We start from the raw sequence: 14966 nt of genomic DNA, 5'->3' as shown, positions 1-14966 counted from the left end.
GTCACCGGCTCAGTCGGTGACCTGCCACCTCCAGTCGGCGTCCGGGCGCGCGCCGAGCACGTCGAGCGACCGGGCGCAGAGATCGGCCAGCTGCGCGAGCTCGGCCGGCGCGGCGTCGTAGACGTAGTTGTCGGTTCCCCACCGCTTCGGGTTGGCGGCCGGGTCCGACCAGCCGAGGTCCAGCAGCGCCCGATGCTGGGTCTCGCTGACGTCGCGGTAGGCGCCGGAGACGCACTCGGCGCGGACGACGTCCTCCCAGCGCAGGAACTGGACGTAGCGGCCCGGGACCGCACGCGGGCCCGCGGCGCCGAGCTGCCACCACTTGCGCGCCGGCGCCGGCCCCGCCGGCGGGTCGGGCTCGCTCACCAGGAGGCTGTGGTCGACCGGTAGCGCGACGAGCTCGCTGCCGAGCCGGTCGCGAAACACCTGCCACGCGTCAGTCATGGCTCGACCGTAGTCGAACGGTCACCGGGTGCCGTCGACCCGGGCGCGGGCGTAGCGTGACGTGACGTGCCCGCCTCCCTGCGCGAGTACCGCGCCAAGATCCGGACGATCGAGTCGACCCGGAAGATCACGCGCGCGATGGAGCTCATCGCCGCCGCCCGTGTCGTCCGCGCTCGGCAGCAGGCGGCGGCGGCCCGTCCGTACTCACGCAAGATCACCCAGGCGATCTCGGCCGCGGCGACGATGACGCACACCAACCACCCACTCCTGGCGGAGAAGACCGACGACTCGCGCCGGGCGGCGATCCTGGTCGTCACCTCGGACCGGGGGCTGGCCGGCGCGTACTCGGCCAACGTCATCCGCACCGCCGAGCGGCTCATCGCGAAGATCCACCAGGAGGGCCGCGAGGTCGCCCTCTACTGTGCCGGCCGGAAGGGCCTCACCTACTACACGTTCCGGGACCGGCCGGTCGTCGACTCCTGGGTCGGGCACTCCGACCGGCCGACCTACGACCTGGCCTGCGAGATCGGCGACGCGCTCGTCGCCCAGTTCCTCACCGAGAACACCGGGGTCGACGACGTCCACCTCGTCTACACCCGTTTCCACTCGATGATCGACCACGAGCTGGTGGCCGCCCGGATGCTCCCGACGGAGGTGGTGGAGGGGGTGTCTGTCCCGCCGCCCGAGGAGCTGCTGCCGCTCTACGACTTCGAGCCGAGCGTCGAGGCGGTCCTCGACGCGCTGCTGCCGAACTACGTGCACCACCGCATCTACGCGGTGCTGCTCCAGGCCGCGGCGTGCGAGCAGGCGGCACGCCAGCGGGCGATGAAGGCGGCGACCGACAACGCCGACGAGCTGATCCGGCTCTACACGCGGATCGCCAACCAGGCGCGCCAGGCGGCCATCACCCAGGAGATCACCGAGATCGTCGGCGGCGCCAATGCGCTCGCCGAGCGGGACCAGGACTGACATGAGCACCGACGCGCTCGCGGTGACCTGGTGGGGCCACGCGTCGACGACCGTGGAGATCGGCGGCCTCCGGGTCGTGACGGACCCGGTGCTGGCCGAGCGGCTCTTCCACCTGCGCCGGTACGCCGACGCGCCGGTCGACCATGCGATCTCGGCCGACCTGGTGCTGGTGTCGCACCTCCACCACGACCACTGCCACCTGCCGTCCCTGCGTCGCGTCGCGCCCGAGGCCACGGTGGTGCTCCCCCGCGGTGGCGAGCGGCTCCTGCGCGACCGGGCCGACGTCCGGCCGGTGCGGCCGGGCGACCAGCTCGACGTAGCCGGGGCCCGGATCACCGTGCTGCCCGCCTTCCACGACGGCCGGCGACTGCCCGGTTCGCGCTACCGGGGCCCGGCGCTCGGGTTCCGGGTCGACTGCGGTGACCGGGCCTTCTGGTACCCGGGCGACACGGGGTCGCAGGTCGACTTCGCGTCGGTGAAGCCGGTCGACCTGGCGCTCGTCCCGGTCGGAGGCTGGGGACACTCGCTCGGTGACGAGCACCTGGATCCGGAGGAGGCGGCCGAGGCCGTCGCGGCCGTCGGCGCGCGCTGGGCGGTGCCGGTGCACTGGGGCACGTTCTTCCCGCGGGGACTGGCACTGGTCGCCAGGCGTACGCACCAGCGCATGTTCGTGACCCCGGGCGAGCGGTTCGCCGCCGCGATGGCGGGCCGCGAGGCCGAGGCCGTCGTCCTCACCCCGGGCCAGCGGGTGACGCTCTAGACGTTCACCCGGTTCAGGGGAACGCCGCCGCCGCGCTCCGTCGCCATGATCGACCAGGATCTCCGCGAGCCACGCTGGACCGGTGAGGAGTGGTGGCATGGGTCGACAGCCACCGTCCGCGCTCCGAACACTCGGCGCCCGCGACCTCGCCGCCGCGCTCCTCGGCGTGCTCGGCGCGACGCTCGGGCTCCTGCTGGCGGCGTGGCTGGCCCCCGGCACGCAGGTCCAGAGCGCCTGGCAGGTCGTCGTCGGCGGCCTGCTCGTGTCGGTCGGCGGCCTCGTGCTGCGGCTGGTGCTGACGCCGCTGGCCGTGCGGCTGGGCTGGGCGGGTGCGGTGCTCCTCGGGCTCGGCGGTCAGTGGCTGGCGATCTGGCTGGTGCTCTACCCGTCGGCCGACACCGGCTGGGCGGAGTTCTGGTGGTCGGTCCTGGCCGCGTGGCTGGTCGCCGCCGTGTCGACCGTCCTGGTCTGGCTGTTCACCGCCGGCACCGACGACGCCGTGACGGCGTCGCTGCTCCGCCGCGCGCGGCGGTCCTCGGTGACCGTCCCCGATCCGGACGTGCCCGGTGTCGTGTTCGTGCAGGCTGACGGGGTCCCCTTCCCGGTGCTCGATGTCGGCATCCGCGCCGGGACGATGCCGACCGTGTCCCGCTGGCTCCGCGGCGGCACCCATCGGATGGCGGAGTGGCGTCCGATGCTGCCGGCCACGACCCCGGCGAGCCAGATGGGCATCCTGCACGGGACGATCGACGGCATCCCCGCGTTCCGCTGGGTCGACCGGGCCTCGCAGCGGGTCCTGGTAGCCAACCGGCCGCGCGACGCCGCGGAGATCGAGGCACAGCACTCCGACGGGCACGGCCTGCTCGCCGACGACGGCGTCTCGATCAGCAACCTGTTCACCGGGGACGCACCGACGGCCGTCGCCACGATGAGTGCCGTCGAGCGGTCCCGCGAGACACGGCAGGCCCGGGAGGCGATCTCGGACTTCCTCGGCCGGCCCGCCGGCTTCGCGCGCAGCTTCAACCGCACGCTGAGCGAGGTCGTGCGGGAGCGCTACCAGGCCACCCGCGCCCGCCGGCGCGACGTACGTCCTCGGATCCGCCGCGGCTGGAGCTTCGCCGGCGAGCGGGCAGCGCTCGTGGGTGTGCTGCGGGACCTCAACACCACCCTGGTCACCGACGCCATGCTGCGCGGCAACCGGTCGATCTACGTGGACTACGTCGACTACGACGCCGTTGCTCACCACGCCGGCCTCCTGCAGCCCGAGTCCCTCTCGGCGCTCGAGGGCATCGACGCGGTCCTCGCCCAGCTGGAGAAGGTCGCCGCGGTCGCGCCGCGCCGCTACCGCCTGGTCGTGCTCTCCGACCACGGCCAGTCGCAGGGCGAGATCTTCGCCGACAGGTACGGCGAGGACCTCGCCACGCTCGTCTCCCGTCTCGCCGAGGCGCCGGCCCTGGACGCGGTGCGCAACGCCGAGAGCAGCGGCTCCCTCAACTCGATGGTCGCCTCGGCGGGTGGCGGAGACACGGTCATGGGCCGCGCGCTCAACCGCGTCTCCGACCACCTGACCGACGAGACCTCGGTCGGCGACGGTGACCGGAGCGTCGAGCAGCCGGCGACGTCGGACGTGGCCCCGGAGCGGTTCATGGTCTTCGGGTCGGGCAACCTCGGGCTCGTCTACGTGTCCGGCGAGTCGCACCGGCTCACCCTGGAGGAGCTCGCGGCCCGGTTCCCGGGACTCGTGCCCGGCCTCGCCGACCACCCCGGGATCGGCTTCGTCGTCGGGCGCTCCGCCGAGCACGGGCCCGTCGTGCTCGGCGCGGACGGTGAGCACCGGCTACGCGACGGGCTGGTCGTCGGCAAGGACCCGCTGGCGCCGTTCGGGCCGCACGCCGCGGCGTTCATCCGACGCGTCGACGCGATGCCCGAGGCGCCGGACCTCTACGTCAACAGCCTCATCGACGAGCTGGGCGAGGTCGCCGCCTTCGAGGACCTCGTCGGCTGCCACGGCGGGCTCGGCGGCTGGCAGGACCGAGCGATGGTCGTGCATCCCGTCGACCTGCCGCTGCCGGACGAGATGGTCGTGGGTGCCCACGAGCTGCACCGGGTCTTCGTCGGATGGCTCGACAAGCTCGGCCACCGTACGAACCTGACGGCGAAGCTGCCCGGATGACCCGTCGGTGAACCGTGAACAACGAGACCCGTCGCCGTCCCCTCGCCCGCTGGTTCGTCGATCCCGACAGTCGGCGCGGTCGCCGACCGCTGGACGTCACCGCGACGGCGGTGGGGACGCTCGTCGGGGTCCTCGGCACCCGAGCGGCCCTCGACCGCGGCCCGGTCCAGGATGCCGTGGTCCAGCTGGCCGACTCGCTGCCGCACTGGGGGGTGACCCTCGGGCGGGCGGCGTACGCGCTCGCCGCGGTGTACGCCGTCGCGGTGGTCCTGGTCGCCGTCCTCTCCTCCTGGCGCCACACCCCGCTGGCGCTCACGCTCCTCGTCGCCGTGCCGGTCGCCGCGGTCGGGTCGGCGATCACCTCGCTCGTGCTCGACGGTCGGCTGCCGGGCCTGATCTCGGAGGCGACCCCCGGTGGGCGGTGGGGGGAACCGGTGCTTCCGGTCGCGGCCCTGACCGCAGGACTGCTCGTGCTGCGGGCGTGGATGGTCGAGCCGCTGCGGCGCTACGACGCGACGCTCGTCGTGCTGGTGGCCGTCGGCGCCTGGGCCGCAGGGACTGCCGAGCCGGCCCTCGTCGCGAGCGCGCTGGGCTGGGGCCTCGCCGGGGCGGGCGCGGGCCTCCTCGTGGTCGGCTCGCCGGGCGGCCATCCCGACCTCGCCGACGTCGCCGCCTCGCTGCGCAGCTTGGGGGTCGAGGCGCACGACCTCCACTTCGCCGACCGGCAGCCCATGGGGGCCAGGGTCGTGCACGGGCTGGCGGCCGACGGTGGGCTGCTGCACGTGAAGGTCTACGGGCGCGACGCCCTCGAGGCCTATCGGGCCTCGCGATGGTGGCGGACGCTCGTCTACCGCGACCAGGAGATCCCCGGCGCCACCCGGCTCCAGCTCGTCGAGCACGAGGCGCTGCTGACCCTGCTGGCCGAGCAGGCGGGCGTCCCCGTCGCACCGGTCGTCGCGGCCGCGGAGACCGGCGGCGACGCCTTGTTGGTGCTCGCTCCTCCGCGAGCCGTCGCCGACGCCGCCGACGCCGCCGACGCCGCCGAGGAGCCGCTCTCGGACGACCGGCTGGTCGAGACCTGGCAGGCGGTCGGCCGGCTGCACGGCGCCGGGCTGTGCCACGGTCAGCTCACCTTGGAGCACCTCGTCGTCCCGGGCGGCTCGGCCCCCGACCGATCCGTCGTCGTGCTCGACCTCGGCGACGGCGCCGTCGCCGCCCCGGCGGCCCGCCTCCAGCAGGACGTGGCCACGCTGCTGACCAGCACCGCGCTCCGCGTCGGACCGGACCGCGCCGTCGACGCCGCCGTCAAGACGCTCGGACCGGAGGCGGTCGCGGGCGCGCAGCCCTATCTCCAGCGTGCGGCTCTCCCGCGCGGTCTCCGAGCCGGCGTACGACGTCCGGCAACGGTGCTGAGCGACCTCGGCCGCGTCATCGGCGAACGGACCGGCGTCGCGCCGGCGCCGCCGGCCCCGATCGTCAGGGTCGGCTGGAAGGACCTGCTGCGCGTGACGATCGTGCTGCTCGCGGCGTACGCCCTGCTGACGGCGCTGGTGCAGCTCGACTGGAACCTCGTCCTGGAGTCGTGGGCGAACGCCACCTGGGCGTGGATCGTGGTCGGCGTGCTCGTCGCCCAGGTCACGACGGTGTGCGACGCGGCCACGACGATGTCGGTCGTCCGCACCCGGCTCCCGCTGGTGCCGCTCGTCCACCTGCAGTACGCGATCAAGCTGGTCGGTCTCGCCGTCTCCGCCACGGCAGGCCGGGCCGCGCTCACGGCCACGTTCGTCACGAAGTTCGGGGAGAGGCCGGCCGTCGGCGTGACCGTGACGGCGCTGGACTCCGCCGCCGGGTCGGTCGTCAACATCGTCATCACCGCCGTCTTCCTGCTGGTCGACGGCGACCTGCTCTCCTCCCTGAGCCTGGACGCCGACCACGTCGTCCGGCTGCTCGTCCTGCTCGCGCTCGCCGCCGTCGCCTCCGCGGTCGTCGTCGCGACCGTGCCCAAGCTGCGCCGCTCCGTCGTGAAGACGCTCCACCAGCTGCGCGACGCCCTCGACGTCGTCACGTCCAGCCCGGCCAGGACCGCCCTTCTCCTCGGCACCAACCTGGCCTCGCTCATGGTCACCGCGATCGCGATGCTCTGCATGGTGCAGGCGATCCATCCCGGGCTCTCCTACCCCACCGTGCTGGCGGTGACCGCCACGTCCGGCCTGATCGCGAGCATCATCCCCGTGCCCAGCAACGTCGGCGTCGGCGAGGCGGCGATCGCCGCCACGCTCGGCCTGGTCGGGGTGCCCTCGGCTCCCGCGTTCGCAATCGCCGTCACCCAGCGGATCGCGACTTCCTACCTCCCGCCCGTCATCGGCTCGTTCTCACTTCGCTGGCTGCGCCGCGAGGACTACCTGTGATGTGCCGAAAACCTCCTGGGTACCGACTCTGAGGCGCGGCCGGCCGGTCGCACGCGCACACCAGGAGGAAACGATGCCGGGTGGCAAGTCATCGAACATCAAGAACGAGAAGCAGTACGAGGCCCTGAAGGACAAGGGCATGTCGAAGGAGCGCGCGGCCAAGATCGCCAATGCGAAGGACTCCTCCAAGCACGGCGGCCAGCAGTCCGGCAAGGGCGGCGACAGCAAGCAGGGCGGCACCACGGCGCAGAAGAAGGAGGCCGGCCGCAAGGGCGGCAAGGCCAGCCACTGACCGCCGCCCGCTCCGACGCGGCCTCCGTTGGCATCGTCGACGTGCTGCCCCGGGCGTTTCGAGGACCGACCATCAGCCCGACGCCGTCGCGGACATCACCGCCTCGGGGCGCACCGACCTGGCTGACGCGCCAGGTCTGAGTCGCTCGAGGTTCTCGGCCCAGCACCGCGTCGCCCGCGGCGAACTGCGATACTGACCCGGCACGTGGGGGCCGAGTCGACTCGGCTGAAGTCCTCAGGCTTCTCCCGATCGATCCCCGCATGTCCGGGGCCTCTAGCTCAATTGGCAGAGCAGCGGACTTTTAATCCGTTAGTTGTGGGTTCGAGTCCCACGGGGCCTACCCGACCGGCGTGGCCGGATGCGCTCGCGCTCGCCGGCGCCGTGCGGCCGGCGTTCGCCGACGGCACGCTGGAGGTCGCGGGCCGGGGCCGACCGCGACGGGTCACGGTCGTACGTCGGTCCCAGGACCTAGGTCCGTGCCGGACTGCGTCCGATCGGACGATTCCGGGCGGGCCGACGGGGTTCTAGCGTCGGACCATGGCGGACGAGTCGGCACCGGGCACGGCCGGAGGGGGCGATCTCTTCGAGCGGTGGCTCGCGCACCGCGACGGTGAATCCGCCGGCCAGCTCCGCGCCACCACCGAACCGCCCCGGTGGGCGCCGCGCGTCGTCACGCCCCGGTCGGAGCCCGAGGCCCCGGCGGAGGCACCGGAGCCACCGGAGCCACCGGCCGCGATCGATCTTCCGACCGCAGCGGCCGCCGTCGAGGAACCGGAAGTGATCGAGCCCGAGCCACAGGCGGTCGAGCCTGAGCCGGAGCCCGACCCGGAGCCCGAGACGACGGAGCTCGTCACGGTCGAGCGGGTCGCCGAGCCGGTCGCCGAGCCCGTCATCGAGCCCCTCATCGAGCCCGTGGTCGAGCGGACGCCGCCGGCCGTCGTACCGATCGCGAAGCCCCAGACGGTGCGGGACGGAGAGCCTCCGATCCGGCTCACCTTCCGGCCCCGCACCCGCGCGCGTACGGCGGTGGGCATCGGCACGCTGCTCGCGGCCGGGGCCGGGGTGATCGGCTGCTACGTCGCCGTCCGTCAGCAGGACATGCCGAGCATCGGGATCGCCGCCACGCTCTGGATCCTCACCGGCATCATCTGGGCGGTCCACGCGGGCACGAGCGTCACGCGCCTGTCGGTGCGCGGCGGTCAGCTCCAGGTGGTGCGCCAGGGCCTCCGGACGACCATCGACCTCACGAGCACCTACACGCCCGTCGAGGTCCACGGCCGGCCCGGGAAGCACGGCTGGAAGGTGGTCTTCCGGCGCCGCGACATGAGCCCCTTCGTGATCGACCAGTCGATGGTCGACCCCGCGGAGTTCATGCGGGTGCTGCGCTACTACCGCCCCGGCGTCGAGGCCGGGGCGGAGTAGCGGAGCGTCACGCAGGCAGGTGGACGCCGCGTTCGCCGGCGTCGGTGAGCCGGACCTCCTCGGCGGCGGTCTCCTCGAGCTCGCGGCGCCGAGCCTCGTCGGCCGCGGCCCGCTCGGCGTCGTACTGTCCCGGCGGCGAGACGAGCGACGACGCGCCGCCCTCGAGCCGTTCCAGCGCCGACCGGCCGAAGATCTGCTGCATCGTGGTCGTCCGCTCGGCGCGGTCGCGGCCGAGGAAAGAGACCAGCCAGTGCAGCACCGCGGTGATCCGGTTCTTGAAGCCGGTGATGTAGAAGAGGTGCACGACCAGCCAGGTCACCCAGGCCAGGAAGCCGGTGAGCTTGATGCTCCCGATCGATGCCACCGCCTTGAAGCGGCTGATCGTGGCCATCGAGCCCTTGTCGAAGTACTTGAACGGGCCCTGCGACGGCTTGCCGTCGAGACGACGTTCGATCTCGTGCGCGGCGTACTTGGCGCCCTGGATCGCGACCTGGGCGACGCCCGGCAGGTGGTCGAGGTTGATCATGTCGCCGACGACGAACACCTCGGGATGGCCCGGAAGCGTGAGGTCCGGGTTCACCGCGATGCGGCCGGCGCGGTCGAGCGGCGCGCCGGTCTGCTCCGACAGCGTCTTGCCGAGCGGCGACGCCTGCACGCCGGCCGCCCAGATCTTGGTGACGCTCTCGACGCGCTCGGTGCGGCCGTCCTTGAACTTCCACTCCAGGCCGCGCTCGTCGACGTTGGTCACCATCGCGCCGAGGACCACCTCGACGCCGAGCTTCTCCAGCGAGGACTTCGCCGAGCCGCCCAGCTTGGCACCGAACGGAGGCAGCACCTGCGGCGCCGCGTCGACGAGGATGATCCGCGCCTGCTTGCTGCTGATGTTCTTGAAGTCGCGCTTGAGCGTACGACGGGCCAGCTCGGCGATCTGCCCGGCCAGCTCCACACCCGTCGGGCCCGCGCCGACCACCACGAAGGTGAGCAGGTGCTCGAACGGCTCGCCACGCTGCGCGGCGAGCTCGGCCAGCTCGAAGGAGCCGAAGATGCGGCCGCGGAGCTCCAGGGCGTCGTCGATGCTCTTCATGCCCGGGGCGAACTCGGCGAAGTGGTCGTTGCCGAAGTAGGACTGCCCGGCACCCGCCGCGACGATGAGCGAGTCGTAGCCGACGGTGGTCTCCCGGCCCAGGAGCTGCGACGTGACGGTGCGGGTGTCGAGGTCGATGTCGGTGACCTCGCCCAGCAGCACGGTGGCGTTCTTCTGGCGGTGCAGGACCTCGCGCGTCGGCGGCGCGATCTCGCCCTGCGACAGGATCCCGGTCGCCACCTGGTAGAGCAGCGGCTGGAACAGGTGATGGGTCGTCTTCGCCACCATCGTGACGTCGACATCGGCGTTCTTGAGCGCCTTCGTGCCGAACAGGCCGCCGAATCCGGATCCGATCACCACTACCTGGTGACGATCTGACATGTCCCTACCTCTCCGTAGCCGACAGAACGCGAGCTATTTGAACGTTCAAGACCATTCTCTCGCGCGCGCTTCCCAGGCTCAAAGCGGTACCCCGTCTGTATCCTCACACTCGGTGCGGGAATGTGGCGGCCCGCGGTGCTGATGACCAGCCGCTTGGTTTGGGGGACGAAGCGGTCGGGTATATGCCACAAAGCTCTCGGATCGTCTCAGCTTCACCGGAGGACCCCCGCGTGCCGCTCAGCAGACCGGCTCTCACCCTGGCGCCAGGACCCAAAGGAGTCCAGGACGCGCGCCGGTGGGTCGTGCGCACCTACCAGGACATCGACCGTCACGACCTGGTCGACTGCGCCGAGCTCGGCGTCTCCGAGCTGGTCTCCAACGCGATCCTCCACGGCTCCGACCCCATCCAGGTCCGCGTACGCGGCACCGCGAGCCATCCCCGGATCGAGGTCCGGGACGCCTCGGTCGAGACGCCCGTGCTGCCCGCCCCGCTCACCCTCGACCACGACGACGACCTGCTGCTGACCTTCGGCCGCGGGCTCTCGATCGTCTCCCGCTGCTCCAAGGCCTGGGGCGCCGAGATCGAGGCGGACGGCAAGGTGGTCTGGTTCGAGCCGTCGGACGACATCGCCGAGGAGGGCGTCGACGGGACGATCCGCGTCCTCACCCCGCCCGCCGAGAAGCACGTCGACGCCGACGCCCTCGACATCGTGATCCTGGGCGTGCCGCTCAAGCTCTACGTCGGCTTCCAGGCCCACTTCCGCGAGCTGCGCCGCGAGGTCCGTCTCCTGGCGCTCGCCCACGCCGTCGACTACCCGCTCGCCGACGACCTCTCCGACCTCTTCACCGCCCTCGAGGCCGACCTCCACTCCGGCATCGGACTGACCGAGTTCCTCGAGGCACCGGCGGAGGGCTCCGCCGTGGCCGACCTGACCGTCCGGATGCCGCGGTCGGCGGCGCCGACGCTGCAGCGGTTCGTCAGCCTCCTCGACCTCGCCGACGAGTTCTGCCGCCAGGAGCGGCTGCTCTCCCTCGCCCGTACCGACGAGCAGCGGGCCTTCCAGACCTGGTTCCTCAGCGAGTACGTCCGCCAGGCCGCCGGCGGTCAGCCGCACCCCTGGCCGGGCCTGGCCGAGCCGGCTCGGCAGCACGCTCAGTAGACTCCCACCGCGATGGCGGTGGGGCTCGCCGACAACCGCGACCGATCAGTCGCCAACAGTCCCTACCTGATCACGAGGTAGGAGGAGTCCGTCCCGATGGCGCACCGGCCCGACGAGCCCCACGAGGCCCACGAGCACCGCCACGCGTTGGAGCACGAGGTCGAGGCCGACCTGCACCGGCTCCCGCTCGACTCCGACGTCACCGCCGAGCCGACCCGCGCGAGCCTGCGCGACCTGCTCCGCGAGCACGCCGACCTGTTGCCGGTGATCGCCGTCGGCGGCGCCCTGGGGTCGCTTGCCCGCTGGGGTCTGGCCAACGCGTTCCCCCACCGGCTGTCAGAGGTGGCGTGGGGCACGGTGGTGGTCAACGTCGCCGGCTCGTTCCTCCTCGGCCTGCTGATGGCGTTCGTGCTCGACGTCTGGGCCGACCGACGCTACGTCCGGCCGTTCGTCGGCGTCGGCGTCCTGGGCGGCTTCACCACGTTCTCGACCTACGAGCTGGACGCGCGCGGTCTCTTCGCCACCGGTCATCCCGTGCTCGCGCTGGTCTACGTCGGCGGCTCCGTCGTGGCGGCACTCGTCGCGGTCACCGTCGGCGTGGTCGCGGGACGAGCGGCGATCGATGCCCGACGTACGGCGGGAGCGCGGTCGTGACCGCCCTGCTGATCGTCCTCGGGGGGCTGGTCGGCGCTCCCGCGCGCTACCTGGCCGACCTCCTGGTCCAGTCGCGGCACTCGTCTCGGATGCCGTGGGGCACGCTGACCGTCAACGTGGTCGGCTCGTTCGTCCTCGGCCTCGTGGCCGGCCTGACCTCGGTCCACCACGCGCCCACCTGGGTCCTCACCCTGCTGGGCACCGGCTTCTGCGGGGCCCTGACGACGTTCTCGACGTTCTCCTTCGAGACGTTCCGACTGCTCGACGAGCGGCAGTGGCGCGCGGCCGTGCTCAACGTCGGCCTCTCCGTCGCCGCGGGGCTGGGGGCGGTGGCGCTGGGGTTCTGGGTCGGCTCCATGTGACCCTCAGTTCGGTCATCTGGGTGACGGCTGCAGGCTTTAGGTAGATGACCGAACCGGCGGTGACAGCTACGCCCACCCCAGCTCGTGCAGCCGGTCGTCATCGATCCCGAAGTGGTGCGCCACCTCGTGGACGACCGTGACGCGGACCTCCCGGACGAGCTGCTCCTCGGAGTCGCAGTAGTCGAGCAGCGGGCCGCGGAAGATGAGGATCCGGTCCGGGAGCGCGCCGGCGTAGCGGCTGTCCCGCTCGGTCAGGGCGACGCCGTCGTAGAGGCCGAGGAGGTCGGCAGGCTCGTCCTCCGGCGGCTCGTCCTCGACGAGCACGACGAGGTTCTCGACGAGCGTGGCGAGCGACTCGGGGATCTGGTCGAGCGCGTCGTCCACCAGCTCGTCGAACCGCTCCGGCGACACCTCGATGGGCACGGGACGAGCGTACGGAAATGCACGAGAGCCGCTCAGTTTCCTGAGCGGCTCTCGTGTCAAGCGACCCCGACGGGACTCGAACCCGCGGCCTCCGCCGTGACAGGGCGGCGCGCTAACCAACTGCGCTACGGGGCCTTGCTTCTGCTCCCTGCGGGAGCGATGGAACTCTAACCCATGGTGCTTGTCGCATCCCAATCGGCACCGATCGGCACCGATCGGCGCCCGGGTCAGAGGTCCAGCGCCCATGTCTGCCCGACCAGGTCGTGGCCGAAGCTGTGGTGCGGGTCCTCCTCGACGAGCCCGAAGCCGGCGGTCTCGTAGATCCGACGCGCCGACACCAGGACGCTGTTGGTCCACAGGACGACCCGACGGTACCCGGCACCGCGGGCGAACGCGAGGCAGTTGTCCACCAGCAGCCGGCCCACTCCGTGACCACGGAAGCGCGGGTCCACGAGAAGGATCCGCAGCTTCGCCTCGCCGTCGTCGCCCGGCATGCAGAAGACGGTCCCGGCGCGCTCACCGTCGACCTCGGCGATCCACGCCTCGACACCAGCGCGGTCCCGCTTCGCGACGAACTCGGCAACGATCTCGAGGACGAGCGCCTCGAACGTCGCGTCCCAGCCGTACTCCCGGGCGTAGACCTCGCCGTGGGCCATCACCACCCACCCGAGGTCCCCGGGTGCACCCAGCGTGCGGATCGTCGTCGACATCGCTCCTCCTACTGACACGACTGTTTCAGTATGCCAGTCTAGGGACATGGCCGCCGACGACTCAACCGCCCTTCGGGAGCCTTCGGCACGCGAGACCGAGCTGCTCGACGCTGCCTATGCCTACGTGCTCGAGCAGGGCCTCAGCGACCTCTCCCTGCGCCCCCTCGCCGGCGCGATCGGCTCGAGCCCGCGCGTCCTCCTCTTCCTGTTCGGCAGCAAGGACGGCCTCATCCGGCGCCTCCTGGCACGGGCCCGCGAGGACGAGCTCGCCTGGCTGCAGCAGTACGACGCCCGAGCGCTCGACCTCCCGGACACCGTCCGACACCTCTGGGAGTGGCTGGCCGCCCCCGAGCACGACCGGCTGCTGCGGCTGTGGGTGGAGGCCTACGGCCGCTCGCTCGTCGACCCGGCGGGACCATGGGCGGAGTTCGCCGCGGCAACGGTCGAGGACTGGCTGCGGCTGCTCGGTCGGTCCGGCGACGCGGACCCGGGCCGGCGTACCCTCGCGCTGGCGACGCTCCGAGGGGCTCTCCTCGACCTGCTCGCCACCGGGGAGCGGTCGCGCACGACGAGTGCCGTCACCCTGCTGGCCACGCTCCTCGAGGAGGGCTGAGCGGCGGACGACCCGCGCGGCTCGAAAACCTCCTGTGCCCCAGGCGTCACCCGTGCCAAGGTTCTCCCCACGTCGCGTGGCACCAGGTCGCGCCCCCACCAGGAGGACTCCCCCATGTCGTTCCAGGCCTACCTCGACACGATCGAGGACAAGACCGGGCAGACGCCGCGGCAGCTGCTGGAAACCGCCCGCAGCAAGGGGTTCGACGCCCCGACGACCAAGGCGGGTGACGTCGCGGCGTGGCTGAAGGACGAGTACGGGCTGGGTCGAGGTCACGCGATGGCGTTCTGGCACGTGCTCAAGAACGGTCCGGCCATCAGCGACAAGCATGTGGGGTCGACCGGCAGCCACCGCGACGACTCCGACACGCTCTGGCTCGACGGCAAGGCCACCCGCCCGGTCTCCTGATGGGAACCGCCGTGAACGCGGCGTGAAGCGCCAGCCGGACCCCGCGTGACTACGGCCGGGGCGAGTCCAGGACCACCGTGACGGGGCCGTCGTTGACCAGCGACACCTGCATGTCCGCCCCGAAGCGGCCCTGTCCGACGTCGGCCCCGAGCGCACGCAGCTCGGAGCAGAACGCCTCGTACAGGGGCTCGGACACGGGCCCGGAGGCGGCCGCCTCCCAGGTCGGACGCCGGCCCTTGCGGGCGTCGCCGTAGAGAGTGAACTGACTGACCACCAGCAGCGGCGCGCCGGTGTCGGAGCAGGACCGCTCGTCCCGCAGGATCCGCAGACCCCAGATCTTCCTGGCCAGCCAGGCGGCGTCCGACGGCCCGTCGTCGTGGGTGACGCCGAGGAGCACCATCAGGCCCGGTGCGCCCAGCTCGGCGACGGACTGCCCGCCGACGGCGACCGATGCCTCGAGGACCCGTTGGACGACCGCACGCATGGGTGCATCCTGCTGCCTCAGGCGACGGAGGGCATCTCCAGGGGGTCGCCGACGACCGCGGGCGGCGTCACCGCACTCTGCTCGTCGCGTCGAGCCGGTGACGCCCATGACCCAGGCGACCGACGAGTCGCCGGGTCTCCAGGCGCACATCGCATGGACGACGTGGGGGACGATCGTGATGGTCGACGAGGGGCGACACGAAGACGAGCTGCCTCCCGG

The 14966-nt window shown here is 72.2% G+C and carries 16 protein-coding genes and 2 tRNA genes; 12 read left to right on the top strand and 6 right to left on the bottom strand.

Going from position 1 to position 14966, the window contains the following annotated elements:
- Positions 1 to 9 precede the first annotated feature (9 nt).
- The gene (locus QDS12_RS10505; RefSeq protein WP_279878938.1) at positions 10 to 444 is read right to left on the bottom strand and encodes a hypothetical protein; all 435 of its coding nucleotides are present in this window, start codon (positions 442 to 444) and stop codon (positions 10 to 12) included.
- 66 nt (positions 445 to 510) lie between these two features.
- Here QDS12_RS10505 and QDS12_RS10500 point away from each other — a divergent pair, with 66 nt between their 5' ends.
- The 7 genes from QDS12_RS10500 to QDS12_RS10470 all read left to right on the top strand — a co-directional run bounded on the left by QDS12_RS10500 (position 511) and on the right by QDS12_RS10470 (position 8468).
- Positions 511 to 1413 (top strand): F0F1 ATP synthase subunit gamma, encoded by a 903-nt coding sequence (locus QDS12_RS10500; protein WP_279878937.1) that lies wholly within the window; start codon positions 511 to 513, stop codon positions 1411 to 1413.
- Position 1414: 1 nt separating this feature from the next.
- Positions 1415 to 2173, top strand: coding sequence for an MBL fold metallo-hydrolase (locus QDS12_RS10495; protein ID WP_279878936.1), 759 nt, complete (start codon positions 1415 to 1417; stop codon positions 2171 to 2173).
- A gap of 97 nt (positions 2174 to 2270) precedes the next feature.
- Entirely contained in the window at positions 2271 to 4346 is a 2076-nt protein-coding gene (locus tag QDS12_RS10490; RefSeq protein ID WP_279878935.1) for an alkaline phosphatase family protein, read from the top strand.
- 14 nt (positions 4347 to 4360) lie between these two features.
- Entirely contained in the window at positions 4361 to 6754 is a 2394-nt protein-coding gene (locus QDS12_RS10485; protein ID WP_279878934.1) for a lysylphosphatidylglycerol synthase transmembrane domain-containing protein, read from the top strand.
- Between the two features lie 73 nt (positions 6755 to 6827).
- Positions 6828 to 7046 carry a hypothetical protein gene (locus tag QDS12_RS10480; RefSeq protein ID WP_279878933.1) on the top strand — a complete coding sequence of 73 codons (219 nt, stop codon included), beginning with the start codon at positions 6828 to 6830 and terminating at the stop codon, positions 7044 to 7046.
- Between the two features lie 267 nt (positions 7047 to 7313).
- Positions 7314 to 7386: transfer RNA gene (locus QDS12_RS10475), tRNA-Lys, on the top strand.
- A gap of 197 nt (positions 7387 to 7583) precedes the next feature.
- Entirely contained in the window at positions 7584 to 8468 is an 885-nt protein-coding gene (locus tag QDS12_RS10470; protein WP_279878932.1) for a hypothetical protein, read from the top strand.
- 7 nt (positions 8469 to 8475) lie between these two features.
- Here QDS12_RS10470 and QDS12_RS10465 read toward each other — a convergent pair whose 3' ends face one another.
- Positions 8476 to 9933 carry an NAD(P)/FAD-dependent oxidoreductase gene (locus tag QDS12_RS10465; protein ID WP_279878931.1) on the bottom strand — a complete coding sequence of 486 codons (1458 nt, stop codon included), beginning with the start codon at positions 9931 to 9933 and terminating at the stop codon, positions 8476 to 8478.
- A 302-nt stretch (positions 9934 to 10235) separates the two neighbouring features.
- On the opposite strand from QDS12_RS10465, the gene QDS12_RS10460 reads away from it, so the two are divergent.
- The 3 genes from QDS12_RS10460 (at position 10236) to crcB (ending at position 12109) form a co-directional block, all read left to right on the top strand.
- A complete protein-coding gene (locus tag QDS12_RS10460) occupies positions 10236 to 11093 on the top strand; it encodes an ATP-binding protein (protein WP_279878930.1) in 858 nt (285 codons plus the stop codon).
- 96 nt (positions 11094 to 11189) lie between these two features.
- Positions 11190 to 11747, top strand: a complete 558-nt coding sequence (locus QDS12_RS10455; protein WP_279878929.1) for a CrcB family protein — start codon at positions 11190 to 11192, stop codon at positions 11745 to 11747.
- Entirely contained in the window at positions 11744 to 12109 is a 366-nt protein-coding gene (gene crcB / locus QDS12_RS10450) for a fluoride efflux transporter CrcB (RefSeq protein WP_279878928.1), read from the top strand. Before QDS12_RS10455 ends, crcB begins: the two co-directional genes overlap by 4 nt.
- Before the next feature lie 66 nt (positions 12110 to 12175).
- Here the strand turns inward: crcB and QDS12_RS10445 are convergent, their stop codons facing one another.
- The 3 genes from QDS12_RS10445 to QDS12_RS10435 form a co-directional block, all read right to left on the bottom strand.
- Positions 12176 to 12532: a metallopeptidase family protein gene (locus QDS12_RS10445; RefSeq protein WP_279878927.1), complete on the bottom strand. Its 357-nt coding sequence runs from the start codon at positions 12530 to 12532 to the stop codon at positions 12176 to 12178.
- Positions 12533 to 12593: 61 nt separating this feature from the next.
- Positions 12594 to 12667, bottom strand: a tRNA-Asp gene (locus tag QDS12_RS10440).
- Positions 12668 to 12759: 92 nt separating this feature from the next.
- Positions 12760 to 13242: a GNAT family N-acetyltransferase gene (locus QDS12_RS10435; protein ID WP_279878926.1), complete on the bottom strand. Its 483-nt coding sequence runs from the start codon at positions 13240 to 13242 to the stop codon at positions 12760 to 12762.
- A gap of 46 nt (positions 13243 to 13288) precedes the next feature.
- Here QDS12_RS10435 and QDS12_RS10430 point away from each other — a divergent pair, with 46 nt between their 5' ends.
- Positions 13289 to 13855, top strand: a complete 567-nt coding sequence (locus QDS12_RS10430) for a TetR/AcrR family transcriptional regulator (protein WP_279878925.1) — start codon at positions 13289 to 13291, stop codon at positions 13853 to 13855.
- A 114-nt stretch (positions 13856 to 13969) separates the two neighbouring features.
- On the top strand, positions 13970 to 14263 hold the full coding sequence (locus tag QDS12_RS10425; RefSeq protein WP_279878924.1) for a DUF4287 domain-containing protein: 294 nt from the start codon (positions 13970 to 13972) through the stop codon (positions 14261 to 14263).
- 49 nt (positions 14264 to 14312) lie between these two features.
- On the opposite strand, the gene dtd is transcribed toward QDS12_RS10425, so the two are convergent.
- Positions 14313 to 14747 carry a D-aminoacyl-tRNA deacylase gene (gene dtd / locus QDS12_RS10420; RefSeq protein ID WP_279878923.1) on the bottom strand — a complete coding sequence of 145 codons (435 nt, stop codon included), beginning with the start codon at positions 14745 to 14747 and terminating at the stop codon, positions 14313 to 14315.
- Positions 14748 to 14966 lie beyond the last annotated feature (219 nt).

It is taken from the genome of Nocardioides sp. CER19, from assembly GCF_029846275.1.
Taxonomy (GTDB): Bacteria; Actinomycetota; Actinomycetes; order Propionibacteriales; family Nocardioidaceae; genus Nocardioides.
Note: the sequence above shows the minus strand (reverse complement) of the source record. Positions and strands in the feature narration are given on the sequence as shown.